Source organism: Nocardioides sp. CCNWLW216 (genome assembly GCF_037120545.1).
Lineage (GTDB): Bacteria > Actinomycetota > Actinomycetes > Propionibacteriales > Nocardioidaceae > Nocardioides > Nocardioides lianchengensis.
Genome location: NZ_JBBBBJ010000003.1, coordinates 102,270 through 128,030 on the forward strand (window position 1 = coordinate 102,270; position 25,761 = coordinate 128,030).

The 25,761-nt window shown below is 72.6% G+C and carries 24 protein-coding genes; 5 read left to right on the top strand and 19 right to left on the bottom strand.

All coding sequences use genetic code 11. The annotated features are described in order from the left end of the window. Positions 1 to 2 precede the first annotated feature (2 nt). The 10 genes from V7S47_RS08130 to V7S47_RS08175 are packed head-to-tail and all read right to left on the bottom strand — an operon-like array spanning position 3 to position 10,446. Entirely contained in the window at positions 3 to 581 is a 579-nt protein-coding gene (locus V7S47_RS08130) for a cysteine dioxygenase family protein (RefSeq protein ID WP_090860455.1), read from the bottom strand. Next, a complete protein-coding gene (locus V7S47_RS08135; protein ID WP_336561106.1) occupies positions 578 to 1,192 on the bottom strand; it encodes an enoyl-CoA hydratase/isomerase family protein in 615 nt (204 codons plus the stop codon). The genes V7S47_RS08130 and V7S47_RS08135 overlap by 4 nt, the downstream gene beginning before the upstream one ends. Then, positions 1,189 to 2,349 (bottom strand): CaiB/BaiF CoA transferase family protein, encoded by a 1,161-nt coding sequence (locus V7S47_RS08140; protein ID WP_336561107.1) that lies wholly within the window; start codon positions 2,347 to 2,349, stop codon positions 1,189 to 1,191. The genes V7S47_RS08135 and V7S47_RS08140 overlap by 4 nt, the downstream gene beginning before the upstream one ends. Next, entirely contained in the window at positions 2,339 to 3,466 is a 1,128-nt protein-coding gene (locus V7S47_RS08145) for an LLM class flavin-dependent oxidoreductase (protein ID WP_336561108.1), read from the bottom strand. The genes V7S47_RS08140 and V7S47_RS08145 overlap by 11 nt, the downstream gene beginning before the upstream one ends. After that, the gene (locus tag V7S47_RS08150; protein WP_336561109.1) at positions 3,463 to 4,539 is read right to left on the bottom strand and encodes an ABC transporter ATP-binding protein; all 1,077 of its coding nucleotides are present in this window, start codon (positions 4,537 to 4,539) and stop codon (positions 3,463 to 3,465) included. Before V7S47_RS08150 ends, V7S47_RS08145 begins: the two co-directional genes overlap by 4 nt. Then, positions 4,536 to 5,564: an ABC transporter ATP-binding protein gene (locus V7S47_RS08155; protein ID WP_336561110.1), complete on the bottom strand. Its 1,029-nt coding sequence runs from the start codon at positions 5,562 to 5,564 to the stop codon at positions 4,536 to 4,538. The genes V7S47_RS08150 and V7S47_RS08155 overlap by 4 nt, the downstream gene beginning before the upstream one ends. After that, entirely contained in the window at positions 5,548 to 6,435 is an 888-nt protein-coding gene (locus V7S47_RS08160) for an ABC transporter permease (RefSeq protein ID WP_336561111.1), read from the bottom strand. Before V7S47_RS08160 ends, V7S47_RS08155 begins: the two co-directional genes overlap by 17 nt. After that, complete coding sequence (locus tag V7S47_RS08165) at positions 6,432 to 7,502, bottom strand: ABC transporter permease (RefSeq protein WP_211753152.1); 1,071 nt, start codon at positions 7,500 to 7,502, stop codon at positions 6,432 to 6,434. Before V7S47_RS08165 ends, V7S47_RS08160 begins: the two co-directional genes overlap by 4 nt. Continuing rightward, a complete protein-coding gene (locus V7S47_RS08170) occupies positions 7,499 to 9,049 on the bottom strand; it encodes an ABC transporter substrate-binding protein (RefSeq protein WP_336561112.1) in 1,551 nt (516 codons plus the stop codon). The genes V7S47_RS08165 and V7S47_RS08170 overlap by 4 nt, the downstream gene beginning before the upstream one ends. Before the next feature lie 44 nt (positions 9,050 to 9,093). Then, positions 9,094 to 10,446 carry an LLM class flavin-dependent oxidoreductase gene (locus V7S47_RS08175; RefSeq protein ID WP_336561113.1) on the bottom strand — a complete coding sequence of 451 codons (1,353 nt, stop codon included), beginning with the start codon at positions 10,444 to 10,446 and terminating at the stop codon, positions 9,094 to 9,096. Positions 10,447 to 10,574: 128 nt separating this feature from the next. Here V7S47_RS08175 and V7S47_RS08180 point away from each other — a divergent pair, with 128 nt between their 5' ends. Then, positions 10,575 to 11,441, top strand: coding sequence for a LysR family transcriptional regulator (locus V7S47_RS08180; RefSeq protein ID WP_336561114.1), 867 nt, complete (start codon positions 10,575 to 10,577; stop codon positions 11,439 to 11,441). Positions 11,442 to 11,456: 15 nt separating this feature from the next. Here V7S47_RS08180 and V7S47_RS08185 read toward each other — a convergent pair whose 3' ends face one another. From V7S47_RS08185 to V7S47_RS08195, 3 genes are read right to left on the bottom strand one after another with little or no spacing between them, the layout of a single operon-like run. Continuing rightward, positions 11,457 to 12,056: a hypothetical protein gene (locus tag V7S47_RS08185; protein ID WP_336561115.1), complete on the bottom strand. Its 600-nt coding sequence runs from the start codon at positions 12,054 to 12,056 to the stop codon at positions 11,457 to 11,459. A 59-nt stretch (positions 12,057 to 12,115) separates the two neighbouring features. After that, the gene (locus tag V7S47_RS08190) at positions 12,116 to 13,333 is read right to left on the bottom strand and encodes a pyridoxal phosphate-dependent aminotransferase (RefSeq protein ID WP_336561116.1); all 1,218 of its coding nucleotides are present in this window, start codon (positions 13,331 to 13,333) and stop codon (positions 12,116 to 12,118) included. A gap of 37 nt (positions 13,334 to 13,370) precedes the next feature. Further along, positions 13,371 to 13,514: a hypothetical protein gene (locus V7S47_RS08195; RefSeq protein WP_170867203.1), complete on the bottom strand. Its 144-nt coding sequence runs from the start codon at positions 13,512 to 13,514 to the stop codon at positions 13,371 to 13,373. Positions 13,515 to 13,958: 444 nt separating this feature from the next. Between V7S47_RS08195 and V7S47_RS08200 the strand changes: the two genes are divergently transcribed. After that, positions 13,959 to 14,594, top strand: a complete 636-nt coding sequence (locus tag V7S47_RS08200; RefSeq protein ID WP_336561117.1) for a hypothetical protein — start codon at positions 13,959 to 13,961, stop codon at positions 14,592 to 14,594. Between the two features lie 79 nt (positions 14,595 to 14,673). Continuing rightward, entirely contained in the window at positions 14,674 to 15,399 is a 726-nt protein-coding gene (locus V7S47_RS08205) for an SDR family oxidoreductase (protein WP_336561118.1), read from the top strand. Between the two features lie 7 nt (positions 15,400 to 15,406). Here V7S47_RS08205 and V7S47_RS08210 read toward each other — a convergent pair whose 3' ends face one another. The 5 genes from V7S47_RS08210 to V7S47_RS08230 form a co-directional block, all read right to left on the bottom strand. Further along, positions 15,407 to 16,096, bottom strand: coding sequence for a FadR/GntR family transcriptional regulator (locus tag V7S47_RS08210; RefSeq protein ID WP_336561119.1), 690 nt, complete (start codon positions 16,094 to 16,096; stop codon positions 15,407 to 15,409). Then, positions 16,093 to 17,295: an MFS transporter gene (locus V7S47_RS08215; RefSeq protein ID WP_336561120.1), complete on the bottom strand. Its 1,203-nt coding sequence runs from the start codon at positions 17,293 to 17,295 to the stop codon at positions 16,093 to 16,095. The genes V7S47_RS08210 and V7S47_RS08215 overlap by 4 nt, the downstream gene beginning before the upstream one ends. 82 nt (positions 17,296 to 17,377) lie before the next feature. Continuing rightward, positions 17,378 to 18,424, bottom strand: a complete 1,047-nt coding sequence (locus V7S47_RS08220) for an ABC transporter substrate-binding protein (RefSeq protein ID WP_139175788.1) — start codon at positions 18,422 to 18,424, stop codon at positions 17,378 to 17,380. 121 nt (positions 18,425 to 18,545) lie between these two features. Next, positions 18,546 to 18,767 carry an Lsr2 family DNA-binding protein gene (locus V7S47_RS08225; protein WP_336561121.1) on the bottom strand — a complete coding sequence of 74 codons (222 nt, stop codon included), beginning with the start codon at positions 18,765 to 18,767 and terminating at the stop codon, positions 18,546 to 18,548. A gap of 129 nt (positions 18,768 to 18,896) precedes the next feature. Next, a complete protein-coding gene (locus tag V7S47_RS08230) occupies positions 18,897 to 22,832 on the bottom strand; it encodes an Ig-like domain-containing protein (RefSeq protein ID WP_336561122.1) in 3,936 nt (1,311 codons plus the stop codon). A 287-nt stretch (positions 22,833 to 23,119) separates the two neighbouring features. Between V7S47_RS08230 and V7S47_RS08235 the strand changes: the two genes are divergently transcribed. Continuing rightward, entirely contained in the window at positions 23,120 to 24,031 is a 912-nt protein-coding gene (locus V7S47_RS08235) for a LysR family transcriptional regulator (RefSeq protein ID WP_336561123.1), read from the top strand. A gap of 41 nt (positions 24,032 to 24,072) precedes the next feature. Here V7S47_RS08235 and V7S47_RS08240 read toward each other — a convergent pair whose 3' ends face one another. After that, positions 24,073 to 24,651 (bottom strand): TetR/AcrR family transcriptional regulator, encoded by a 579-nt coding sequence (locus V7S47_RS08240; protein WP_336561124.1) that lies wholly within the window; start codon positions 24,649 to 24,651, stop codon positions 24,073 to 24,075. A gap of 63 nt (positions 24,652 to 24,714) precedes the next feature. Here V7S47_RS08240 and V7S47_RS08245 point away from each other — a divergent pair, with 63 nt between their 5' ends. Then, complete coding sequence (locus V7S47_RS08245; RefSeq protein WP_336561125.1) at positions 24,715 to 25,683, top strand: hypothetical protein; 969 nt, start codon at positions 24,715 to 24,717, stop codon at positions 25,681 to 25,683. The last annotated feature ends 78 nt before the right edge of the window (positions 25,684 to 25,761 follow it).

The window sequence follows — 25,761 nt, forward strand, 5'->3', positions numbered from 1 at the left end:
CTTCAGGCTCCTGTGTCGTGGTGGTCGGCCCAGCGCGAGGTGAACCAGTGCACCGCGCCGGTGTCGGGGTCGTAGCCGCGGCGCGGCAGGGTGCCGATGTCGGCGCCGTACACGTGGATGCCGACCACCGGCCGGTCACCCCCGCAGCGGACCTGGTGGACGTCGTCGTCGGTGGTGCAGCAGACGGTGACCTGGCCGGCGGTCCACTCGTCGGTCCCCTCCCGCACCAGGGGTACGTCGGGCTCCGCCGGCTTCTCGTAGCGGGTCTCGACCTCGACCCCGCTGTGGATGCCGACGACGCCCCAGGTCTCGTGGCCGTGCACGGGCGTGCCCTGGCCGACGTCCCAGACCGCGCTGGCGATCGAGAAGCCGCCGTCGGCGGCGACGTGCAGCGGATACATCACGTAGCGCACCGGGTCGGGCCGGGTCACCTCCTCCGGCAGCTCCAGGCCGGCGGCCAGAGCGGCCTCCAGCTCGTCGCGGATCCGGGCGGTCAGGGTCCGCTCGTCGAGGCCCTCGGCGACGAGACCCGCGACGGTGTCGGCGAAGGTCGCGATCCCGGGGACGGTCTGGGTGCTCATGCTGGCTCCTTCGTGAGGGTGCGGTCGGCGTAGGCGGCGATCCGGTCACGGAGACCGGGAGCGGCGACCGAGCGGGCCAGCGCGGCCAGCTCGGCGTCGGCGTCGTGGGGTGGGCGGGTCGGTGACGGTCCGGCCAGGACCGCGGGCAGGTCGGCGGGGACGCCGGTGACGAGCCGGTCGCCCAGCGCGGCCCGTCGTACGACGCCGAGGGCGACGCCGAAGGCCGAGCCCGGGAAGCGCAGCGTGACCGCCGGGTCGACCAGCCGGTGGTCGCAGGCCAGCACCAGGTCGGCGCCCGCCCCGATCGCCGCGCCCTCGGCCACCGCGACCGTCGGGTACGGCGCGGCCAGCAGTCGCTCCAGCAGCAGCCCGACGCGCAGGAAGCGCAGGGCCAGCGACGCGTCGGTCTCCGTCCCGAGCCCGCCGAGGTCGAAGCCGGCGGCGAAGTGCCGGGCGTTGCCGCGCAGCACCAGCGCCCGCGGGCGGGCGGCCTCGGCCTCGTCGAGGACGGCGTGCAGCTCCTCGACGAGCTCCGCCGAGAGCGCGTTGGCCCGCTCGGGGCGGTCCAGGGTCGCCGTCCAGACGTCGCCGCGGTCGAGTCGCACACTCACGCGGGCACCCACTCGGCGTGCACCTCGGGATGGCCGCCCAGCGCCGGGGCGCCACGGTCGAGCCGCGGCCCGAGGCCGGAGATCCGGACCGGGTAGACCACGGTCGGCACCTCCCCGGCGACCGGCACCTCGACCCGGCCCACGAGGCCGGTGGCCTCGACGTGCGGGTCGGCGAGCACCTCGCCGAAGGTGTTGACCGGGCCGCTGGGCACCCCGCGGGCGCGCAGCTCGGTGAGCCAGTGGTCGCGCTTCTCCTCGGCGAACCGCTCCTGCAGCAGCCCGGCCAGCTCGCGCTGGTGGGCCACCCGGTCGGCCTGGGTGACGAAGCGCGGGTCGGTCGCGAGCTCGGGCCGCCCGACCACGTCGGCCACGGCCGCCCACAGCCGGTCGTTGCCGGCGGCCACGGTGAAGTCGCCGTCCGCCGCCGAGAACCCCTGGTACGGCGCGTTGCGCGGGTGCGCGGTCCCGAGCCGGCCGGGCTCGCGGCCGGAGCCCCAGTACTCGCTGGTCTGCAGCGCGGAGACCCCGAGCAGGCAGTCGAGCATGGGAACGTCGAGGCGCACCGAGACGCCGGAGCCGCGGACCTGCGGCAGCATCGCCGCGATCGTGTAGGCGGCGTAGAGGCCCGCGGTGAAGTCGCCCACCGGCACCCCCGCCTTGACCGGTCCGCCGTCGGGCTCGCCGGTCACGCTCATCAGCCCGGACATGCCCTGGACGACGACGTCGTAGGCGCCGTCGTTGACGTAGGGGCTGGTCAGCCCGTAGCCCGAGATCGACGCGTAGACCAGGCCGCGGTGCCCGGCCGCGACCTCGTCGTACCCGAGGCCGAGGCGGTCGAGCACGCCCGGGCGGTAGTTCTCGACCACCACGTCCGCGGCCGCGACCAGCGCGCGCACGGAGGCCAGCTGGTCGGGGTCCTTCAGGTCCGCGACCACGCTGCGCTTGTTGCGGTTGACCGAGGCGAAGTTGTGGCTGAACGAGTCGCCCGCGTCGTCACGGGCGAAGGGCGGCCAGGCCCGCATCTGGTCACCCGTGGGCGGCTCGACCTTGACCACGTCGGCACCCAGGTCGGCCAGGAGCATCCCGGCGAACGGCCCGGCCGCGACGTGGGCCAGCTCGACGACCCGGACGCCGGCCAGGGGAGCCTCAGGAGGCACGCGCGGTCGTGGCCCGGTGGGCCAGCTCCTGGCGGACCAGCGGCAGCAGGTCGCGGCCGTAGTCGATCGCGTCCTGGAGCGGGTCGTAGCCGCGGATCAGGATGGTGTTCACGCCGATCTCGACATAGTCGACCAGCGCGGCCGCGACCGTCTCGGGCGAGCCGACCAGGGCGGTGGAGTTGCCGCCGCCGCCGACCGCCTTGGACGTGGGCGTCCACAGGCAGCGGTCGTGCAGGTCGCCCTGCTCGGCCACGGCCAGCAGCCGCTGCGAGCCGGCGTTCTCGGGGCCCTTGCCCGGCGGGTGCAGCTGGCCGACCCGCTCCTTGAAGTGCGCGCCGACGACGCCGTTGATGGTGTCGAGGATGCCGTGCGCGCGCTCCCACGCCTCGGCGTCGGTGCGGCCGAGGATCGGGCGCAGCGACACCGACACCCGCGGGCGGCGGGCCCGGCCGGCCTTCGCGGCCTCGGCCTCGATGGTGGCGATCTGCTCGGAGGTCCCGGCGAGCGGCTCGCCCCAGAGCATGTAGGTGTCCGCGTGCTTCGCACCGACGGAGTACGCCGGGACCGAGCTGCCGCCGAAGAACAGCTCGAGGTGGCGGCCGTCGTACGGCATCACCTGGGGGGTGAAGCCCTCGAAGCGGTAGTAGGTGCCGTCGAAGTCGCGCGGGCCGGGGGTGTCCCAGGCGCCGCGGAGGATCTGGAGGTACTCGTCGGTGCGGGCGTAGCGCTCGTCGTGCGGGACGTAGTCGCCCTCGCGGCGCTGCTCGACGTTGCTGCTGCCGGTGACGATGTTGAGCGCCACCCGTCCCTTGCTGAAGTGGTCGAGGGTCGTGAAGGTCCGCGACGCTAGCGTCGGGTGCACGACGCCGGGCCGGTGGGCGACCAGCAGGCCGAGCCGCTCGGTGTGGGCGGCGGCGTACGCCGCGACCTGGGTGCCCTCGGACCAGCCCGAGCCGTAGCCGATCAGGACCCGGTCGAAGCCGCCCTCCTCGTGGGCCTGCGCGAACCGCGCGGTGTAGTCGGCGTCGATGACCGGGCCGCTCGCGGGCCGGATCTCGGAGCCGTCGGCGGTGCCGATCATGCCGAGGATCTCGACGTCGTCGTAGCTGGTGCTCATGGGGTGTCCTTCTCTCGGGTCGGGGTGGTGTCGTCGGAGGTGAGCTGCTCGCGCCAGCGGCCGGCGACGTGGCAGGCCGCCTCGCGCTCGCCGTCCAGCGGCACCGGGTCGGGCTGCTCGGCGCACGCGTCGTGCGCGAAGCGGCAGCGGGGGGCGAAGACGCAGACGCCGTGGGCCGGCCACTCGCGGCCGCCCGGCTCGGGGCGCAGCTGCTCGGGCCGGAGCCGGTCGACCCGTACGACGCTCGGCGCCGAGGCGGTCAGCAGTCCCGTGTAGGGGTGCGCGGGCCGGCCGAGGACGGCCTGCACCGGGCCCTGCTCGACCACCCGGCTGCGGTAGAAGACCGCGACCCGGTCGGCGATGCCGGCCAGCGAGCTCAGGTCGTGGGCGATGATCACGACCGCGAGGCCGAGCTCGGTGCGGAGCCGGTCCAGCAGGTTCAGCACGAGGTTGCGGTTGGACACGTCGAGGGCCGAGACCGGCTCGTCGCAGAAGAGCAGCTGCGGCCGGGTCGAGATGGCCCGGGCCAGCGAGACCCGCTGGCGCTGGCCGCCGGAGAGCTCGCGCGGCCGGCGGCCGGTCACGCTCTCCGGGTCGAGCCCGACCAGGCGCAGCGACTCGGCCACCCGGTCGGCCCGCTCGCGGCGCGGCAGCGTGCCGGCGACGTCGAGCGGCTCGCGCACGATGTCGCCGATGGTCAGGTCGGGGTCGAGGGAGCGCAGCGGGTCCTGGAAGACCAGCTGCACCTGCCCGGACCGGCGGAAGTCGCGCAGCGCCCGGCCGCGCAGGCCGCCCATGTCCTGGCCCGCGAACTCGATCCGCCCGGCGGCGGGCCGGACCAGGCCGACCGTGGCCCGGGCCAGCGTGGTCTTGCCGGAGCCGGTCTCGCCGACGATGCCGACGATCTCGCCGGGCCGGACCTCGAGGCTGGCGTCGGTCAGCGCGGCGCCGGTGCCGAGGTTGACCCCCTTGCGCGGCGGCGCGTAGGACACCGACAGCCCGGTGACCCGGAGCAGCGGCGGCACCGGCGACGTGGACTCCACCGTGGCGGACACCTCCTGGGTGGCGGTCATGCGGACACCTCCTCGAGGACGGACTCGGTCAGGACCTCGCCGAGCCGCACGCAGCGCGCGGACCGGCCTGGTCCGGGGCCGGTCTCCAGGTCGACCAGCGGGACCGGGCCGGCCACGCACGCGGCGGCGGCGTACCGGCAGCGCGGGGCGAAGCGGCAGCCCGGCATCCGCTCGCCCGCGGCGGGCGGCTGGCCGGGGATCACGTCGAGGGTTCGGCGCTCCCAGTTGCCGATGGTCGCGACGTCCATCAGGGCGCGGGTGTAGGGGTGCTGCGGGTCGCCCAGCACCTCCGCGGTCGGACCGCTCTCGACCACCTGGCCGCCGTACATCACGAGGATCCGCTCGCAAGTCTCGGCCACGACGGCGAGGTCGTGGGTGACCAGGAGCAGCGAGAGCCCATGGGTCTCCCGCAGCCGGCGCAGCAGCTCGAGGATCTCGGCCTGGATGACCACGTCGAGCGCGGTGGTGGCCTCGTCGGCGATCAGCAGCTCGGGCTCGCAGGAGACCGAGATGGCGATCAGGACCCGCTGGAGCATCCCGCCCGAGAGCTCGTGCGGGTACTGGTGGAAGACCGACTCCGGCTCGTGCAGGCCGACCTCGGTGAACAGCTCCACCGACCGCCGGTGCGCGTCGGCGCGGGACAGCCCGGCCTTGACCCGCAGCTGCTCGGCGAGCTGGTGGCCCACGGTCAGCGAGGGGTTGAGGTAGGAGGCGGGGTCCTGGAATACCGCGCCGAGGCGGACCCCGCGGACCTGGTCCCAGGTCGACCGGCGCGCGCCGGTCAGCTCGACGGCGTCCGCGCCGTCGCCCAGGACGATCCGGCCGTGGTCGATCTCGCCGGTGGTGGGCAGCAGGCCGAGGACGGCGCGGCAGGTCAGCGTCTTGCCGCTGCCGGACTCGCCGACCAGACCGACGGCCTCGCCGCGGCTGATCTGGAACGAGACGTCCTGGACGGCGACCAGGTGGTCGCCGACCGAGACCTGGAGGTCGCGGACGTCGAGGACGCGCTCAGGAGACGACGGCATCGGACCGCTCCTTCCGGGAGGTCGCAGGGGTACGGCGGCGCCGGCGCGCGGAGGTGCCCGCCCCGGTCGCGTCGCGGATGGCGTCGGCGAGCAGGTTGAGGGACCCGACGGTCGCCATCATCAGCAGGCCGGGGAAGACCGGCGCCCAGGTCTGCTGGGTGAGGTAGCCGAGGTCGGAGGCGAGCATCCCGCCCCAGGTCGGCGCGGGCGGCGTGACGCCGAGGCCCAGGAAGGACAGCGACGCGACCACGAGGAGCGCCGCGCCGGCGGCCTGGGCGGAGGTGACGGCCACGTTGGGGAGCACCTTGGTCCAGATGTGGGTGCGCAGCGTCCACCACTGCGAGGCGCCCATCAGCTCGGCGGCCTCGACGTACTGCTGGGTGCGCAGGCCGAGGGCGACCGCGCGGGTGACCCGGAAGAAGATCGGGCTGATCAGCACCCCGATCGCGAACATCGCCTGCTGCAGCCCGTTGCCGAGCGTGCCGGCGACGGCGATGGCGAAGACGGTGAACGGGAGGATGACCAGGGTGTCGCTGATCCGCAGGGCCAGCCACTCCAGCCTCGGGCCCACCCAGGCCGAGGCCAGGCCGGTCGGGACGCCGAGGACGGCGCCGATGACGACCGCCTCCGCGGCGCCGATCACCGACAGCCGGGTGCCGGCCATCAGCCGGCTCAGCACGTCGCGGCCGAGGTAGTCGGTGCCAAGCAGGTGGTCGCCGCTGGGGCCCTCGAGGACCCGGTCGGTGTACTGCTTCAGCGGGTCGTGGGGGGCCAGGGCCGAGCCGAAGACCGCGAGGAACGCGACCCCGGCCAGCACGACCAGGGCGAACCGGGCGGTCGGGATGGCCCAGAGACGGCGCAGGGTGCTCATCGGGCCGCCCTCCTCGCGCTGCCCTGCCGGGCCAGCGGGTCGAGCGCCTTCTGCAGCACGTTGATGACGAGGCTGGCCGCGACCACGATCACGGCGGTGACCAGCAGCGTCCCGAGCACGACGGGTACGTCGCCCTTCTCCGCCGACTGGAGCGCGAGCTGGGCGATGCCGGGCAGGCCGAAGAGCTTCTCGGTCATCACGGCGCCGCCGATGATCAGCGGGATGGCCAGGCCGATGACCGCCAGCGTCGGGCCGGCGGCGTTGCGCAGGACGTGGCCGAAGAGGACCCGGGAGCGGCCGAAGCCGCGCATCTGCGCCCCGACCGCGTAGTTCTCCCGCAGCGAGCCGACCAGCGAGGTCCGCAGCTGGCGGGCGATGGAGGCGGCGACGTCGAGGCTCAGCGCGAGCCCGGGCAGGATCGCGAACCGGAGCCACTCGAGCGGGTCGACCGTGATCGGCACGTAGCCGCCGGCGGGCAGGGCCTGGAGCTTGACCGCGAAGACCACGATCAGCGCCATGCCGATGACGAACGGCGGCAGGGTGCCGAGCAGCGAGCAGACCAGCGTCACGGCCCGGTCGAAGATCCCACCGTTGCTCAGCGCGGCGCCGATGCCGGCACCGCCGCCGATGAGGATGGCCAGCACCAGGGCCAGCGCGGCGATCGACAGGTCGACCGGCAGCGCCTGCCGGATGCTGTCGGAGACCGGGATCGTGGTGAACCAGGACCGGCCGAGGTCGCCGCCGAGCGCGTTGCCGACCCAGGAGAAGTACTGCACGACGAGCGGCCGGTCCAGGCCGAACTCGGCGTTCAGCCGGTCGATGTCGGCCTGGGTCGCGGTCTCGCCGAGCGCGGCGGCGGCCGGGTTGCTGTCGCTCAGCGCGCCGAGCGCGAAGGTGATCACCGAGGCCAGGAACAGCACGGTCACGGTCACGAGGGCCGTGCTCGCCAGCGAGCGCAGGAACGGGAGCGCCCGGCGCGCGCGGGAGTCCGCGCGCACCGCGCCGTCGCCCGGGACCGGCACGCCGGGTGCCGGCTCGGTCGCCGGCGCGGTCACGGTCAGGCTCACGACACGGTCACGCCCTCGAAGCGGCGCAGGCTCGGCGACGCCGGCAGCTCGGAGACGCCCTTGCGGATCACGATCGTCGGCATCAGCTGCAGGAAGGTGTTCGGGAAGGTCGTCACGGCGATCCTGGTCGCCTCCTGCAGCAGCCCGGCGTACTCGGGGCTGTCGGTCGGGGTCTGCTTGACCTTCTCCAGCTGCGCCTCCAGCTTCGGGTCGGTCTGCCGCGCCGGGTTCATCAGGCCCTCGGCGCCGAACAGCACCTGGAATGCCTGCACGGGCGACTCGCGGCCCGCGAAGCCGTCGTACGTCAGGGCCTTGGAGTGCTCGAGGTAGACGAGCTGGGTGTGCTGGGTCTGCGGGATCGTCTCGATGGTCGCGTCGATGCCGACGTCCTTCAGCTGGGCCTGGATCAGCTCGACCGCCGGGGCGGACTGGCCGGAGCTGGTGAAGACCGCCTTGACCGGCGCGGTGTGACCGGCGTCGGCGAGCAGCTGCTTGGCCTTCTCGGGGTCGTAGGCGTAGACGTCGGCCAGCTCCTCGTTGTAGCCCACGTAGCCGGGCGGGAACGGCTGGTAGTTGACGTCGCCGACGCCGAAGCCGACGACCTCCTTCAGCTTCTCGCGGTCGATGGCGAACTTCATCGCCTCGACGACCGCCGGGTCGTCGAACGGCGCCATCGAGGCGTTCACGTCGAGCACGCTGACGAACATCGAGTCGATGACCTGGACGTCGAGCCCGGCGGCCTCGGCCGCCTCGACCTGGGCGCCGCTGATCCGGGCCAGGTTGAACTGCCCCGACTGCACGCCGGCGACCACGGTCGCCGGGTCCTGCTGCGGGTAGAGCTCGAGCGCCTTGATGGTGATCTCGTCGGCGGCGAAGAAGTTCGGGTTCCTCTTCAGGCTCGCGTGGTCGTTCTGGACGTACGACGTCACCGCGAACGGTCCCGAGCCCGCGGGCTGGGTGGCGAGCGCGTCGACGTCCTTCTCGAACGCAGCCGGGTTCACGACCATGCCGGTCTTCCCGGCGAAGAGCAGCGGGTACTGGTAGTCGACCTCGGTCAGCTCGATCACCACGTCGAGCTCGCCGGAGGCGGCGACCGACTTGATGGACTTCATCTGCGGCGCGATCAGCGACCCGTCCTGGCTGCGCCCGCGCTCGATCGACTTCGCGACCGCCGCGGCGTTCAGCGGGGTGCCGTCGCTGAACTTCAGGCCGGAGCGGAGCGTGAAGGTCACGGTGGTGCCGGCGGCGTCGTACGCCCAGGACTCGGCGAGCCACGGGACGGCGTTGCCCTGCTCGTCGAGCGCGGTGATCGGGTCGTAGGCGAGGGCCAGCATCTGGACGTCGGAGCCGGCGGAGGAGGTCACCGGGTCCCAGGTGGTCGGCAGCTGCCAGGCCCAGGTCAGGGTGTTCGTGCCGGAGCCGCCGCTGCTGCCGGACGAGCCGCCCCCGCAGGCTTCGAGGCTGAGGACCAGGCCCGCGGCGAGGCTGAGGCCGAGGAAGCCCCGGCGGGACTGGGTGGCGGCGAGGGGCGTGCGGGTGCGCGTCATGGTGCGGCGTCGGCCTTTCGATCGGGTGGAGGAGGACGGGGCTGTCAGGCGGGGTTCGCCGCGCGGGCGGCGGTGTGCCGGTTGACAGGCACGGGCAGCCCGAGATGCCCGCGCAGGTGGGTGGAGTCGTAGTCGGCGCGGAAGACGCCGCGCTCCTGCAGGATCGGGACGACCTCGTCGACGATCCGGCGGAAGTTGGCGGGGTGGTCGAGGCCGATGTTGAAGCCGTCGCAGGCGCGGGCCTCGAACCACTCGACGAGCTTGTCGGCGACGGTCGCGGCCGAGCCGACGAACTCGCTCTTGCGGAAGCCGCGGGTGGCCTCGACGGCCTGGCGCAGCGTCCAGCCGTGGTCCTCGGCGCGCTGGGTGATCGCCTTGGCCTGGGTGTAGAACGACCGCTCGCCGTGCACCAGGGCCTCGGCCGGGAACGGCGCGTCCAGGTCGTACTGAGTGAAGTCGTGCCAGCCGAAGGGCCGGCCGAACTCGCGCAGCGCCGCCCCGAAGGTGTGGTCGCGGTCGTTGTTCGCGGCCTCGATCTCGCGGGCCTCCTCGTCGGTGTCGCCGACGACGACCTTGATTCCGGGCATCACCACGAGGTGGTCCGGGTTCCGCCCGAACCTGTCGCGGGCACGGGTCTTGATGTCGTCGTAGAACGCCTGGCCGCTCGGGATGTCGGGGGCGAAGGTGAAGATGCCCTCCCCCACGCTGGCGCCCAGGTCGCGGCCCTGGTCGGAGTCGCCGGCCTGGAAGATCACCGGGCCGCCCTGCGCGGAGCGCTCCAGGTTCAGCGGTCCGCGGACCTTGAAGTAGGTGCCCTCGTGATTGAGCACGTGCTGCTTGTCGGGGTCGAGGAAGCGGCCGGTGGCGCGGTCGCGCGGGAAGGCGTCGTCCTCGTAGGAGTCCCACAGGGCGCGCGCGAGCTCGACGTACTCGCTCGCGCGGCCGTAGCGGGTGTCGTAGTCGTAGTGCTCGTCGAGGCCGTAGTTGCCGGCCGTGCCGGCATCGCCGGTGGTGACGACGTTCCAGCCCGCCCGGCCCCGGCTGATCAGGTCGAGCGAGCCGAGCCGGCGGGCCAGGTTGAAGGGGCTGTTGAAGCTCGTGGTGGCCGTGCCGACCAGGCCGATCCGGCTGGTCTGCGTCGCGAGCGCGCTCAGCAGCGTGAGCGGCTCCAGCCGGTTGAGGTAGTGGGGCGGCGAGAACGGGGTGATGAACTGGCTGTCGACGATGAAGACCAGGTCGAACCGCCCGCGCTCGGCCAGCTGGGCCATCTCGACGAACCAGTCGATGTTGACGCTTGCGTCGCCCGGGATCTCGGGGTCGAACCAGAGCGTGTGGCCACCCGGACCCCCGGTGCCGTACGGCACGGCGCCCAGGTGGATCTGCCTCGTCGCGGTCATGTGCACCCTTCCTGACCTCGAATGAACTTTCTCTATCAATCTAGTCGGGTTTGAGCGGCCACTCCAACGCCGGTTCGTGATGCGATCCATCACCGGACGTGATCAATAACCGTAGTAACCTGATGGACATGGATCGCTCGCTCGACATCGGACCGCTGCGCAGCCTCGTCGCGGTCGCCGACTGCGGCGGCTTCCAGCGGGCCGCCGAGCGGCTGCACCTCAGCCAGGCCGGCGTCAGCCAGCACGTACGACGTCTCGAGGCCGCGGTCGGTCGGCCGCTGGTCGAGCGGCACGGCCGCGGCTCGCGCTTCACCGCCGACGGGGAGCGGCTCCTCGACCGCGCCCGGCAGATCCTGGAGCTCCACGACGAGACGCTGCGCGGGTTCGTCCTGGGCGCCCAGCAGGACGTGCTGATCGGCTCGACCGAGCACGCCGCCGCGCACCTGCTCCCGACCCTCTCGGCCGCTCTCGAACGGGCCAGCGACTACCGCTTCCGCTACCGGATCGACCGCGGCACCCAGCTCCGCGAGGGCCTGGCCGCCGGCCAGGTCGACCTGGCCCTGCTGCTCAACGTGGTCGACGACCCCCGCGCGGTCCACGTCGGCGAGCTCGAACTGACCTGGTACGCCGCCCCCGGCTGGCGGGTCCCGACCGCGCCCGACCCGGTTCCCGTGGTCGCCTTCTCCAGCCCCTGCGAGCTGCGCAAGCGCGCCCTGGGGACGCTGGGCGAGCACGGCGTACCGGCCGAGATCGGCGCCGAGGCGACCCAGCTGGCCGGCGTCCAGGCCGCCGTCGGCGCCGGGCTCGGCGTGGCGCTGATGGCCACCATGGGCGAGACCCCCGCCGGGCTGGTCCCCTGCGACGCGCTGCCCACGGCCGAGCCGCTGGCTCTCTACGTCTGCCCGCGCGCCGACCTGGCCGACGAGGTCGTGCAGGTCGCCGTCGACACGATCCGGCTGCTGCTCAGCGGCCCGCGGCTGGCGCTCGCCCAGTAGCCGCCGGGCACCGCGTCAGCCGGTGACGCAGTGGTGCCAGAAGAACTGGCCGCTGGAGTTCGGGATCACGTTCCCGCCCCGGTCGAAGCCGAGCGGCGTGAACGGCATGGACCCGGTGTAGTCACCGGTGAACTCGTACTGGCTCACGTTGCCGTCGGCCCAGCCGTACTCGTCGTGCGCGGCGATCCACCTCAGCTCCAGGGTGGTCGGGAGTCGCCCGTCGCGCCGGTTGCAGTCGTCGACGGCCGCCTGGAAGCTCGACGGACCGGACGCGGCCCGGCGTACGCAACCGCCGAAGACGTGCTCCTCGCCGGCCGCGCAGGCGATGGCCAACCGGGACCGGGGCACCGAGCCGGCCGCCAGGTCGGCGCCGGTCAGCGACCCGTCCCGTACGTCGGCGCCGGTGACGCTCCCGTCCCGGAGGTCCGCCCCGGTCACCGAGCGGTCGCGCAGGTCGCGGCCGGTGACCGTGCCGTTGCGGATGTCCTGGCTGCGGATGGTGTTGTCCGCGATCTGGCGCGAGGTGATCAGGCCGGCGGCGTACCCCGTGCCGCCGGTGGCGACGACGAGGGCGAGGACGGCGACGACGAAGGAGGGCGAGAGACGGGGGCGCATCTCGGCACCCTAGGAAGCCGGTCCGGGGTCCCGATATGGCCCGGACGGGTCATGCGGCGTCAGGCCCGCTTGGTGGCCAGGAAGTCCGCGATCCGGCCGATCGCCTCCTCCAGCACCTGCGCGTCCGGCAGCGTGACCAGGCGGAAGTGGTCGGGCCGCGGCCAGTTGAAGCCGGTCCCGTGCGTCACCAGCAGCTTCTTGGCCCGCAGCAGCTCGATCACGAACGACTCGTCGTCCTCGATCGGGTAGACCTCCGGGTCGAGGCGCGGGAAGCAGTAGAGGGCGCCGCGCGGCTCGACGCTGCTGACGCCGGGAATCTCGTTGAGCAGCCGGCTGGCGAGCTTGCTCTGCTCGTAGAACCGCCCGCCGGGGACGATCAGCTCCTCGACGGACTGGTAGCCGCCGAGCGCCGTCTGGATGGCGTGCTGCGCCGGCACGTTCGCGCACATGCGCATGTTGGCCATCAGCACCAGGCCCTCGAGGAAGTCGGCGGCGACCTCCCGCGGACCCGAGATCATCAGCCAGCCGGCGCGGTAGCCGCAGACCCGGTAGGCCTTCGACAGGCCGCTGAAGGTCAGGCACAGCACGTCGGCCCCGCCGTACGTCGCCGCGTGGTGGTGGACCGCGTCGTCGAACAGGATCTTCTCGTAGATCTCGTCCGCGAAGACCACCAGCTGGTGGCGCCGGGCGATGTCGACCAGGCCGCGGACGACGTCCTCGCTGTAGACCGCACCGGTCGGGTTGTTCGGGTTGATGATCACCAGGCCCTGGGTGTGCTCGGTGATCCGCGACTCGACGTCGGCGAGGTCGGGGTTCCAGCCGTTGCTCTCGTCGCACTCGTAGTGCACGGCCGTGCCGCCGGCCAGGGTGACCGCGGCGGTCCACAGCGGGTAGTCCGGCGCCGGCACCAGGATCTCGTTGCCCGGGTCGACGAACGCCTGCAGCGCCATCGTGATCAGCTCCGAGACGCCGTTGCCGATGAAGACGTCCTCGACCGTCACGTCCTTCAGGCCGTGGCCCTGGTAGTAGTGGGCGACCGCGGTCCGGGCCGAGTAGATGCCCTGCCCGTCGCTGTAGCCCTGGGCGTCCGGCAGGTGGTGCACCATGTCGGCGACGATCGCGTCCGGCGCCGCGAAGCCGAACGGCGCGGTGTTGCCGATGTTGAGCTTCAGGATCCGGTGGCCCTCGGCCTCCAGGCGCTGGGCCTCCACCAGGATCGGTCCCCGGACGTCGTAGCGGACGTTCTGCAGCCTGCGGCTCTGCCGGATCTCACGCACGCCGTCATCCTCCCAGCCCAGGGGCCGGGGCTCGGCGCTACCCCAGGCCGAGGAAGGCCGCGACCGTGCCGGCCACGGGGATGACCCAGAGCAGGGCGGTGGCGAAGAGGTCGCCGTCCACCCGAGGTCGCTGGTCGCCGTTCGCTCGCTGCGGGTGGTGCTCGAGGGCCGAGGTGGTCATGACGCCTTCCGTCGCTGTCGTGGTGCCGTCGGGCGTCCGGTATCCGGCCGCTGCCGGCCCTACACAGGCCCGGAGTGAAGACCACCCGCCCGGGCGAGGTCTGGTCCGGGACCGCCGTGGGAACGGTGCAGCCATGAAACGCGAGTACGTCGCCACCGTCACCGCCGCCGAGGCGGCGCGGCTGCGCGCGTTCGACAACGAGCGGGACGCGGCGACCCCGGGCCCGTAGGGGGCGAAGCGCGCCTTCCGGCGCCGGGACGCGACGACCTTCGTCGTCCAGGAGTACGCCGGGTCCGGGCTCGGCGGGGGCACCGTCGTGACCACGCGCGGGACGGCGACCCTGCCCGACGCGAGCGACCGGGTGCTCGTCACGGTCGAGTCGACGGGGCACCGCCTGGGCTACGTCCTCGCCGGCTTCGGCATCGTGCTCGCCTGCTCCACGCCGTGGCGGGGCGTCGCCGGCCTGCTCGTCGCGCGGCGATCCTCCTGGCCGCCTGGTTCCTGTTCATCCGACCGCCGCGCCTCGCCGACGAGCTGGACGCCGTCGAGGAGCTCCTGCGCGCCGAGATCCGCGGCCACTGGCAGCCGGTCGGCGCCGACGGCGCGGCGTCGTACGACGGACCGCCGCGCACGGACGACGAGACGGCGGACCGCTTGACCCGCTTCCTGTGCGGCGAGCGCCTCGACGATGCCGTCCCGCTGCCGCTCGGCTGGTCCGTGACGGACCTGCTGCCCGCCCGGACCGTCGTCGCCGGCGGCGTCCTGGTGGTACGACGGCGCGGGCGGGCGAGCGCCCGCCTCCCCCTGACCGGCCTCGCGTTCGTCGCCCAGGTCCGGTGGACCGCGGGTCCCGCGACGGAGCACCCCGCGGTCGAGACCTGGGTCGTCGACCACGACGGGCGGCCTCGGGCCGTCGTCGGCTGGGACGCCCGGGCCGCCCGTCGGGCGAGCGCCTCCGGCCTGGGCGTCCGCCGCTTCGCCCACGACGTCACGCGGGACGCGGTCCTGCGGGCGTGGCCCGGTCGTCCCGCGCACCCGGTCCGGGTCTTCGTGGACCCGACGACTTGCCCCTCACACTGACGTCAGGTCCTAGCGTCGCCACGACGGGCCGATTCCGGCCCGTCGTCCCGAGAGAACCCACGCCAGGAAGCCAGGACCCATGAACGTCACCGACCAGATCGCCCTCGTCACCGGAGCCAACCGCGGCATCGGCCGCCAGTTCGTGCTCGAGCTCCTCGAGCGCGGCGCGAGCAGGGTCTACGCCACCGCCCGTCGCCCCGAGACCCTCGACTTCGACGACCCCCGCGTCGTCCCGCTGCGGCTCGACCTGCTCGACCACGACTCGGTGGTCGCCGCCGCGGCCGAGGCGAACGACGTCACCCTGCTCGTCAACAACGCCGGCATCTCGACCGGCGCCGGCCTGGTCACGGGCGACCTGGCCGACATCCGCCGCGAGATGGACACCCACTTCTGGGGGACCCTCGACATGGTCCGCACGTTCAGCCCGGTCCTGGCCGCGAACGGGGGCGGCGCGATCGTGAACGTCCTGTCCGCGCTCTCGTGGTTCGCCGCCCCCGGCTCCGGCGCCTACGCCGCCGCCAAGGCCGCCGCGTGGAACCTGACGAACGGCGTACGCCTCGAGCTCGCGGCGCAGGGCACCCTCGTCCAGGGCGTGCTGCTCGGCGCCGCCGACACCGACATGATGGCCGGGTACGACGGCCCGAAGATCGACTCGCGCGACGTGCCGCGCCGTTCGCTGGACGGCCTGGCCGCCGGCGCGATCGAGGTCGTCGTGGACGACTGGACCGCGATGGTGAAGGCGTCGCTCGCGGGCGACCCCGCGGAGTTCTACGCGCAGATCACCCAGCTGCTCGGCGCGAGCTGAGCGAGGCTCAGCCGAGCTCGTCGATCATCGGCTGCAGCAGGGCCGACATGGTGTCGGCGGCGCCGGTCCCGTCCTGGGCGACGATCGCGTCCACCAGGTCCTGGTGCAGCTGGGCCAGGTGGTCGGTCTCCGAGGCGACGTCGTCGACCAGCACCTCCTCGAAGACCGACAGCAGGCCGGCGTACACCTCGACGAGCAGGGTGTTGTGGGTGGCCCGGACGACGGCCAGGTGGAGGGCCGAGTCGGCCTGCACCCGGGCCGCCTCGTCCCCCGAGACCCAGGCCTCCTGCCGCGCCCGGACGAGCTCGAGCAGGGTGGTCACGTCGGCCTCGTCGCGCCGCCCGGCGGCGATCCGCGCCGCGGCGGCGTCGAGGACGAGCCGGAGCTCCAGACCCTCTCGCCGGGGGATGCTGGCGGCGCGCCGGCTCATCGAGGCGCTGACGTCCGAGGTCGAGACCACGAAGGTGCCCCGCCCCTGCTCGCGCCGCAACAGGCCGGCCTGGACCAGCGAGCCGATCGCCTCGCGCACCGTGTTGCGGCCCGCTCCCGACCAGGCGACGAGCTCGGCCTCGACGGGGATCTTGCTGCCGACCGGCCAGGCGCCGTCGGTCACCTGCGCCCGGAAGAGGTCGGTGACCCGAGCGCCGAGCGCCGACCGGTCGAGGTGGCCGCCGGCGGCCGGGTCGGGCGAGGTCACCCGTCGGACTCTAGCGATCCCCGGCTGGCGAACCACCCGGACACCGCGGTGATCACGAGGGTGGCGAGCAGGAGGAGGTACGCCGCGTCCCAGCCGCCGGTGAGCTGGTTCAGCGCGCCGAGGGTCAACGGCCCGAGGCAGCCCACGCCGTACCCGACGCCCTGGACGAGCCCGGACAGCCGGCCGGCGCGCCGCGCGTCCTGGGCCGTCGAGGCGATGAGGACCAGGCAGAGGGGGAAGGTGCTGACCCCGAGCCCGAAGGCCAGGGCCCAGACGACCGCGCCGGCCGCGGGCGCGGCGAGCATGCCCAGGTAGCCGACCGCCATCAGCAGTGTGCAGGCCAGCGCGATCGGGAAGGTGCTGCGCAGCCGTGCGGCCAGCGCCGGTACGGCGAAGGCCCCGACCAGGCCGAGGCCCGCGAACCACGACAGCATCAGCGCGCCGGTCGTCGCGCTCGTGCCCGCGTCGCGCAGCATCGTCGGGAACCAGGTGACCAGCGTGTAGGTGTGCAGCGTGGTCATCGACATCAGGCCGATCAGCCCCAGGACGACCGGCGTCCGCCACCAGCCCGGCTCCGCCGCGACGGGCTCGGTGGCGGTCCGCTCGACGGCGCGCGTGCGGACGGCGACGACGACCCACAGCGCAGCGCCGGCCCCGGTCAGCACCGCCCAGGCGCCGGCCGCCGTACGCCAGCCGAGCGCGTGCGCCAGGGGCAGGGACACCAGCGGCGCGACCAGCTGCCCGACCTGCAGCAGCACCAGGTAGAGCAGGCTGATCGAGCGGACCCGGTCGGGGAAGTGCTCCCGGACGATCGGGATCAGGATGACGTTCGAGGCGCCGACCCCGAGGAACGCGACGGCGCTGGCGACGAGCAGGGCGGCCGGCGACCAGGCGACCGCCCGCAGCACGATCCCGGCGGTCGTCGCGAGCAGCGCGACCGCCGCGGTCCGCTCCAGCCCCAGCCGTCGTACGACGCCCGGCGCCGCGAAGGCGGCGGCCGCGAAGCACCCGGTCACGATCGACCCGATCGCCCCGGCCACGACCGGCCCGAAGTCGAGCGTCCTGCCCGCCGCGTCGGTGAGGACGGCGAATCCGGTCACCGCCGTCCGCAGGTTGAGGGCCGTCAGGACCAGGGCGACGAGGACCGCCCCGCGGACCGACGAAGCGGCGACCAACGGGCGGGTCTGCGTAACAGTCACCAGCAGAGGTAATCATGGGATGATGGGATGAATCCAGTCCTGGCGGTGGCCCTCGCTCGTCGAGGTCCTGGTGAGGGCGCGGCTACCGAGCCGCCGCCTCGGCGAGGACCTCGCAGAGCGGATCGAGCACGGTCGAGATCCCCAGCGCGCCACCGATGGCGAACGCGCTCCCGAAGTCGCCGGCGGGGGTGTCGGCCGTGACGGCCCTCGCGTCGGGCAGGTAGGCGACGCGCCCCTCGGCCACCGCGGGGATGGACCGGTAGAGAGGGAGGTCGAGCAGGTCGGGCGCCACCCGACCGTCCACTCCCACGGCCGCGAGGAGGAGGACGTCCGCGTCGAGTCGGGTGAGGAGCTCGTCGGGTACGACGACGGACTCGCCGTTGCGCCCGGCCGTCGGCAGCGAGCCCGCCGGGCGGAAGCCGAGCTCGAGGAGCAGGCCCATCCGCCGGTCGCCCGGGAGCCAGGCCGTCACCTGCCCGCCGGAGAAGAATCCCGCGTTGATGGTGCGTTGCGAGAACTCCGGATGGCGCCGCCGTTGCGCGAGGAGATCGCCCTCGACCCGACGCCGTACGGCCTGCGCCACGGTGGCCCGTCCGGTGGCCGCCCCGATGATCCGGAGCTGGTCGCGCCAGCTCACGGCGCGGGGGTGGACGGTCCCGGGCGGCGCCGCGACCGTGGGGGCGAGCTTCGAGAGCAGGCGGTACTCGGTCTCGCTGGTCTCGGAGTTCACGTAGAGGATGAGGTCCGGCCGGAGCCGGGCGATCTCCTCCAGGGCGAGCCGGCGGCCGTCGAGGACCTCGGGTTCGGGGAGACCCGCGAGCGCGTTGCGGGCCCAGGGCCGCAGTCGCGGGTGGCCGAACATGTCCGCGCCTGCCACGACCGGCGCCCGCAACGCGATCGCCGTCTCGAGGTCGCCGGCCCCGAGGGCGACGATCCGCTCCGGACGCGACGGGACGGCGGTCCGACCGAAGCGGTGCTCGACCACGGTCGAGGACCGAGGATCGGTCCGCGGTGGCGTCCGTGCGCGGCCGCTGTCGGACCCGCAGGCCAGCGGCGTCACGCCGCCCAGGAGCGTCGCCCCCAGCAACGCGCGGCGCGACCAGGTGCTCGCGTGCTGCCGCCGTTCCACGGACCCCGTCCCCCCGGTTCTCGATGCTCGCGTGCCGGACGTCACAGTGTCTCCCGCCACTCCTCCCGCCCGGCCTGGAGGCCGATCACCCCACGGCTCCGAGCGGGCGCCCTGGTCTCCGTCACGTCGCTCCGGCGACCGCGGTGGCCTCGTCCCGCGCGATCTCGGCCTCGTAGAGCGCGTACACGTAGCGCGGCAGGCCTCCCGTGGGCGCCAGCTCCATCCCGCGGGACCGGGCCCAGGTCCGGACGGTCGCCGCGTCGTGCCGCCGCGACAGTCGCTGGTAGGGAGTCGGACCCGAGTCGGGATGGGGTCGCGCGCCGATGGTTCGGTCTGGGTTCACGTTCCTCTCCCTCGCAGGTCAGACCGGGACGCGAAGGAGGGTTCGACCGGGACGGTCGAACCCTCCTCACGTGCTGCTCACCTCGTCGATCGGCGGCTCCGCGGACCCGCCTCCCTCAGTGGTGGTGCCTCAGCGACGCGTCACCCTGACGGTCAGCAGCTTGCTGCCGCCGGAGATGTTGGCGTTGCCCTGGTAGCGCACCCGGTACTTCCGACTCCCGGCCTTCTGCTTCGGCAGGCGGAGGTTGACCTTGCCCGCCGCGTTGAGCGTGCCGGTCTCCACGGTCCTGCCCGCACGGCGGATCAGGACCTTCCCGCCGGGCCTCACCCCGGCGACGGTGACGACCACCTTGACGGTGGGGCGCGTGCCGGCCTTCGGCCTCTTCGGCGCCAGCGACGCCTTCACGCTCGACCTGGCCTTGGCGATCCTCGCCGTGGTCGCCACCGAGGACGCGGCGTTCGCCCCGTCACCGCTGTAGGCCACCGTCAACGCGTGCGTCCCCGCACCCAGCGCGGTCCCGGCCAGCGTGATCCGGGCCGTGCCGTCGCTGACCGTCCCCGTCCCGAGGACCCGAGCGCCCTGCGAGACGGTCACGGTGCCTGAGGGAGCCGTCCCGGTCACCGTCGCGGTCACCGTGGTGGCCGTGCCATAGGTCCCTGCCACCGGCGTGGCGCTCACCGAGCTCGCCGTCGCCTCGACGTACTCCACGTCCACGAACGGCACGATCTTCGCCTGCTGCGGACCGTTGGAGAGGTACTTCTGGTCGTTGTGCCACCACAGGACGCCGTTGCGTCCGACCTTCGGGGTCTGCACCGGGACGATGCCGCGGTCCAGCTGGACGTTGGCCAGCGCCGAGGAGTACTCGATGACGATGTCGTTCTTGCCGTCGACGAGGTAGTCGCTCACGTCGGCGATCGGCTTGGTCCAGCTGATGCCGCCGGTGTGGAGGTCGGAGCCGACGAGCGGGACCTGGTTGCCGCGACCGTCGTCGATGGTCGGCTTGCCGACCCCGCCGACGTCCTTCCTGACCTTCGTCGGGTTGGTGCTGACCTCGCCACCGACCTTCTTGCCGTTGATCCACACCACCATCGACTCCTCCAGCTTGTCGCCGAAGTCGAGGTACGCACCGCTCGCGGAGCCGGCGTCCCAGTCGAAGCTGGCCTCGTAGTGCCCCTTGCCGGACACCCCCTTGCCGACCGCCGGGATCTGGTCCCAGGTCGTCAGCGTGTCCAGCTCGACGTCGATGTCGGTCTTGACCGTCGAGGTCTTGCGGTTGGTGGTGGTCAGGCCGTCGATCGTCTCCGTGCGGGTCAGGTCACCCGCGGTGGCACCCGGCCGCCAGGACTCGACCGTCAGGTCCCAGTCCTCGATGTCGTACGCCGCCGGGACCCTGACGTCCTGCGCGATCCTCTCGCCGTTGCTGAGCTCGGCGTTCACCGTGCCGCTGCCGGTGGTGCGGACCACGACGCCGTGGTGGACCGCGTAGGCGGAGTCGGCGTTGCTGGAGAGGACGTGCAGCCGCTCCCCGTCGACCTTCTCGAAGGCCAGCAGGGCGATGTTGTCGTAGTCGAGGTCGATCGGGACGATGGTCTTGCCGTCCTCCCAGCGGTAGTCGGCCCGCTCGGTGGTCTCACCCGTCCAGGCGTCGATCGTGTAGGGGACGAACAGGCCGTTCTGCACGATGTCGGTCTTGATGTTCTGCCCGTGGGTCGCGGCCCGGACGCTCGGCTTGTGGCTCTTGTCGAGGTAGTCGGCCGGGTCGTAGTTGTAGACGTAGAGGTACTGGTTGCCCTCGGCGTCCTCCCGGGTCTGCGTGAGCAGCTGCAGGTTCGGCTCGGAGTAGCCGCTGTAGGGCTCGACCCCGAGCTCCTGCAGCTTCTCCAGGACGTTGTCGTCGTAGCCGCCGGCGGCGGAGCTGAAGTAGTCGATGTCGTCGTAGACGGTCGCCTGGCGCACGGTGGGGAGCGTCTTCAGCTCGTCGGTGACCTTCTTCAGGGCCCCGTCCTTGCCGTCGTTGAACGGAGTGCGTGACGCGGCGTCCTCGAGGATGACGACCTTCAGACCCTTCTTGGCCCAGCTCAGGACACGCTTGGCGGCCTCGATGTCGAGCCAGCTCTGGTAGAGGACGATGGCCTGGTAGCCGGCCTTCTCGATCGTCTTCGTCCTCTCGTCGAAGTGGACGTCGTCGTCGAAGAGGAACTTCGGGCTGAAGTAGTCGTAGGTGTAGCCGTTGTCCTGCAGCTCCGTGGACCGGTAGTAGACGCCCTGGTGGGCGTACTGCCAGTTCATGTTGCCGTTGTCGGACCCGACGCCGGCGTTGAACGCGACGCCGTGGACCCACTTCTGGTTGATGAAGCCGACGTCGGTCCGGCTCTTGCCGGTCTGCACCAGCTGCTGCACGCGGCCGAGGTGGGCGTTGAACTCGTCGTAGTCGGAGTAGCCGGGGTTGCGGGTGCCGAGCTGGCGGAAGCCGGTCGAGTTGTGGCCCGGCCACTGGTAGCTGCCGTAGCTGTAGCCCGAGCCCCACACGTGCCAGACCATCCGCTGGAAGCCGGCGGCGTAGGCGGAGTAGGCGTCGTGGACGTCCATCTGCCGGGTGCCGTTGTAGGCCGGCAGCTGGGCGCCGGTCTCCGAGGAGAGGACCTTGTTCTCCAGCTTCGCGCCACCGGTCCAGAGCCGGAAGATGTCGACGTTGTTGTACTGGTTGAAGTTCTCGGCCTCCGGGTAGTCCACGTCCATCGCCGGCTCCGACATCTCCAGCGGCCGGCCGTACGAGATCTGCGCCCGGGTCTCGATGCCCACGCCGTTCAGCCAGGTCTTGAGCGGCTGGAGCAGGCGCTCGCGGTAGAGCTGGGTCAGCACGTCCTGGTAGTCGTTGATGATGCCCTGGCGACGCTGCTCCTGGCCGTTCAGCTTGTAGGTGCCGGTGTTGCGGACCTCGTGGTACGGCGTGAAGGGCGTCGCGGCGACACCGCTGATGAGGAAGAGGTACGGCGTGATGTCGTAGCCCTTGCGCTTCTGGAACTCCGCCACCATGTCCTCGGACCACCAGGTGAAGCCGGTGCCGGTGTTGATCTCGAGGGAGTCCATGAACAGCTGGACGTCACCCTTCGCGATCTTCTCGCGCAGCGCCGGGTCGGCCAGGTAGTGCTCCTCCCAGTAGGCCCGCAGGGCCTCCACGCCGCGCTTGTCGAAGTAGTTGGTGGCGTAGGCCGGCTGCGCGGACGGGCTCGAGGAGTGGAACGTGCCCTGGGTCCACATGCCGAAGACGCGGTAGGTGCCGTCGTTGGGCGCGGTCCAGCTCAGGTTCTGGGTCCAGGCGTCGGCGCCCTGGGTGATGGAGGGCTTGAGGTTGATGTAGCTCGACGGGTCGACGGTGTCGCCCTCGGTCACCTTGTAGGCGTAGGCGGTCACGAACCTCGCGCCGGCCTTCCGGTTGGCGACGGCCGGTGCAGGCAGGGTGGTCAGGGTCTGGCCGGCCTCGACCGTGCCGGTGCCCAGGGTGAGGTTCTGCATGGCCTGCTGGCTGGTGGGGTCCAGTCCGGGCACGTTGGACGTGGCCCAGTTGGTGCCGGAGGTCAGGTAGACCGCCATCCCCAGATCGAGCAGCTTGTTCATCATCAGGTTCCACTTGTGCGTCCACATCGGCGAGCCGTAGGCGTAGTCCGAGTCCGGGGCGCCGGCGTCGCTCTGCATGCACAGCTCGACCCCGCGGTAGCCGGCGTCGTACAGCGCCTGGACCTCCTCGAGCAGCGACTCGTCGGTGTTGGCCGCCTCACCCAGCCACCAGCGGACGTCGGTGCTGTAGACCCGGTCCGGGTCGACGTACTTGCTCTCGAGCTGCTGGGCGAACTCCGAGCTCTGCGGCTGCTGCGCCGCCTTCGCGAGCGCCGTCGTGGCCACGGGCCCGGCCTTCGCGGTCGCCGTCGCGACCGGCCCCGCGGCCCGCGGCTCCTGCGCCATCGCCGACAGCGGCGCGAGCGCGGTCACGGTCATCGCCGAGGACAACGCGAAGGCCAGCACCCCCCTCGACACGCTCTTCCGCGGACTGATCGTTCTGACCATCTCTTCGCATCCTTCACTCGGTGATCCGTGCCCCCCGCGTCGCGCGCACTGCGTGAAACGTTTCAGGCTGACAACGCCACCACTCTGCTTTTTCGCGTGTGACGGGCGCAACACCTCTCGGTGACTTGGATCATCGAAGTGCCGATCCGCACTATCGGTCGATCACATAACCTCAGGTGACACGAGGGCTCGGCGACCGAGGACGTCGCGGACGGGTCGATGGCTTCCCCGACACTCGCGGCCGTTGATACGTTCCGACGTCGTCCGCGACCACTCCAGGAGGCGCCGTGTCCGAGAGCCACCGTCTGCGACGCCTGGACCTCAACCTGCTGCGCTCCCTCGACAGCCTGCTGCGGGAGCGCAACGTCTCGCGCGCCGCCGCCGGCATCAACGTCAGCCAGCCGGTCATGAGCGCCGCGCTCGCCCGACTGCGCCGACACTTCGACGACGAGCTGCTCGTACGGCGCGACAACCGCTACGAGCTCACGTTCCTGGCCCAGCAGCTCCGACCGGTCCTCACCGAGGCCCTCGAGGCCGTGGACCGCGTCGCGGGCGGGCACACGGCCTTCGACCCCGACTCCGAGTTCCAGATCTCGGTGATCTGCGGAGAGGTCGTGGCGGCGATCGCGCTCCCGGCCATCCGCCGTCGCATGGTCGAGGGCGCACCCAACAGCACTCTGCGCGTCACCGAGCCGAGCCGGATGCGCAGCACCGAGATCGAGAGCTCCCTGACCAGCGAGATGGACGGGGTCTTCCTCCCGCACGGGTGGATCCGCCACCTGGAGAGCATCGACGTCCTGGACGACCAGTGGGTCTTCGCCGTCGCGCAGGACGATCCCGCGGTCGCCCTGACGATGGACGACCTCGGCTCGCGACCGTGGCTGGTCGCGCAGGTGGGCGACGGCGAGTACGCGCGCGGCATGCAGCAGGTGCTCGCCGCCGGCGTACGGCCTCGTATCGACGTCACGGTGACCGGATCGATGAGCATGCCGTTCTTCCTGCGCGGCACCGACCGGGTGGCCGTGATGGGGCGACGGCTGGTGGCCGAGATGGGGGACCTGTTCGGCGTGCGGGAGGTGCCGGGGCCGATGGAGCTGGAGCACATCCGGACCGCCTTCTGGTGGCACCCCAGCCGCCGCGACGACCCCACCCACCGCTGGTTCCGGGACCTGGTGGCCGGCAGTCGCCTCGGCGCCTAGGCCAGGTCGCCCCGGGTCGGGCGGCGGGCGCCATCGCCGGACTACCGCGCGCCCGGAACCAGCTCGATGCCGCCCAACGAGGCGTCCAGGTCCTGCGGCCCCAGCACGGCGCTGCGGACGATGTAGCCCTGGCAGAAGGTGAGCATGGCCAGCGCCGTGGACGCGGCGGCGCCGGGGTCGCGGCCCTGCGCGTCCAGCCAGCGCCCGGCGGCGCTCGTGAACGCCGCCTCGATGTCCGTCATCCGGCGCCGGACGATCGCCCCGATCGCCGGGTCGGAGGCGGCCTCCCCCCAGAGCTGCACCAGGGTCGCGAAGGGCACCTCGTCGGCCTCGAGGCCGGCCAGCCACCAGCGCACGACCTCGGACGGCGAGCGCACCGGCCCGTCGTCGGGCGTCGTCAACAGGTCGAGACGCGCGCCGATCACCTCGGTCGCGACCAGCTCGATCAGCTCGTCCTTGCGGGCGAAGTGGGAGTACACCGAGCCGGCCGACAGCCCGGCCTCCTCGATGATGTCGGCCATCGTCAGGTCGTTCAGCGCACGACGACGCAGCACCCGCAGGGTCGCGGCGACGATCTCGTCCCGACGCGCCTGGCGATACGCGTCACTCACTCGCGGCATGCGGCGGAGCCTAACCTGGTCTACAGTCTAAACAGAATACTGATTCTGTTTAGGAGCACTGTCATGAGCACCACCACCCGCCGTACCCGTCCGGCCGTCGCCGCCGTCCTCGGCCTGGTCGCCGGGCTCGTCGTCGCGCTCGTCGTCCTGGCCTTCCTGTGGCCCGTCGCCACCTCCGAGCCGCACGACCTCCCGGTCGGCGTCGTCGGCGGCCAGCTCCCCGCGAGCGCCGACCTGCCGGTCGACCCCACGTCGTACGACAGCCGCGCCGACGCGGTCCGGGCGATCCAGGAGCGCGAGGTGTACGGCGCCCTCGTGCTCGACCCGGCCGCGCCCGAGGTGCTCGTCGCCGGGGCCGGCCAGGCCCCCGCGACCGCGGTCGTCCAAGGCCTGGGCGCCCAACTGGGCGCCGCCCAGGGCGTCACCCCGACCGTCACCGACGTGGTCCCCCTGTCCGAGGACGACCCCGCGGGCGCCGGACTGAGCGCCATGGGCTTCCCGCTCGTCCTCGGCGGCATCGTCGGCGGCGTCCTGGTCTCCCTGCTCGTCGCCGGCGTCACCCGCCGCCTCCTGGCCCTCGGCGTGTACGCCGTCGCCGCGGGTCTCCTGGCCGCCGTGGTCACCGGCCCGCTGCTCGGCATCGCCGCGGGCGGGTTCTGGACCAGCGCCCTGGTCCTCGCCGTCGCGATGCTCGGCACCGCCTCGACCGTGGTCGGCCTCAACGCCCTCCTCGGCGCGCCGGGCATCGGCGTCGGCGCGGTGCTCACCATGCTCGTCGCCAACCCGATCTCGGGCGGGACCACGCCGTACCAGTTCATCACCGGGCCGTGGGGCGAGATCGGCCAGTACTTCGTGCCCGGCGCCGCCCAGAGCCTGTTCCGCGAGGTCAGCTACTTCCCCGACGCCTCGACCCTGCACGAGTGGGTCGTCCTGGTCGCCTGGGTCCTCGGCGGCGTGCTGCTCTCCGTCACCGGGCACTTCCGCAGCTCGACGCCGGTGGACCTCCCCGACAACGAGCTCGAGGCCGCGTAAGGATCGGGCGCCGAGTCCGTCTCCTCTGTGCCCGGCTCCGTGTCCCCGTCACGGAGTCCACGAGGCCCGCGGAGTCAG

Coding starts and splice junctions, on each gene's coding strand:
- V7S47_RS08130 (WP_090860455.1), bottom strand. CDS start 581: ATGAGCACCCAGACCGTCCCCGGGATCGCGACCTTCGCCGACACCGTC.
- V7S47_RS08145 (WP_336561108.1), bottom strand. CDS start 3,466: ATGAGCACCAGCTACGACGACGTCGAGATCCTCGGCATGATCGGCACC.
- V7S47_RS08150 (WP_336561109.1), bottom strand. CDS start 4,539: ATGACCGCCACCCAGGAGGTGTCCGCCACGGTGGAGTCCACGTCGCCG.
- V7S47_RS08155 (WP_336561110.1), bottom strand. CDS start 5,564: ATGCCGTCGTCTCCTGAGCGCGTCCTCGACGTCCGCGACCTCCAGGTC.
- V7S47_RS08160 (WP_336561111.1), bottom strand. CDS start 6,435: ATGAGCACCCTGCGCCGTCTCTGGGCCATCCCGACCGCCCGGTTCGCC.
- V7S47_RS08170 (WP_336561112.1), bottom strand. CDS start 9,049: ATGACGCGCACCCGCACGCCCCTCGCCGCCACCCAGTCCCGCCGGGGC.
- V7S47_RS08175 (WP_336561113.1), bottom strand. CDS start 10,446: ATGACCGCGACGAGGCAGATCCACCTGGGCGCCGTGCCGTACGGCACC.
- V7S47_RS08180 (WP_336561114.1), top strand. CDS start 10,575: ATGGATCGCTCGCTCGACATCGGACCGCTGCGCAGCCTCGTCGCGGTC.
- V7S47_RS08185 (WP_336561115.1), bottom strand. CDS start 12,056: ATGCGCCCCCGTCTCTCGCCCTCCTTCGTCGTCGCCGTCCTCGCCCTC.
- V7S47_RS08195 (WP_170867203.1), bottom strand. CDS start 13,514: ATGACCACCTCGGCCCTCGAGCACCACCCGCAGCGAGCGAACGGCGAC.
- V7S47_RS08205 (WP_336561118.1), top strand. CDS start 14,674: ATGAACGTCACCGACCAGATCGCCCTCGTCACCGGAGCCAACCGCGGC.
- V7S47_RS08230 (WP_336561122.1), bottom strand. CDS start 22,832: ATGGTCAGAACGATCAGTCCGCGGAAGAGCGTGTCGAGGGGGGTGCTG.
- V7S47_RS08240 (WP_336561124.1), bottom strand. CDS start 24,651: ATGCCGCGAGTGAGTGACGCGTATCGCCAGGCGCGTCGGGACGAGATC.
- V7S47_RS08245 (WP_336561125.1), top strand. CDS start 24,715: ATGAGCACCACCACCCGCCGTACCCGTCCGGCCGTCGCCGCCGTCCTC.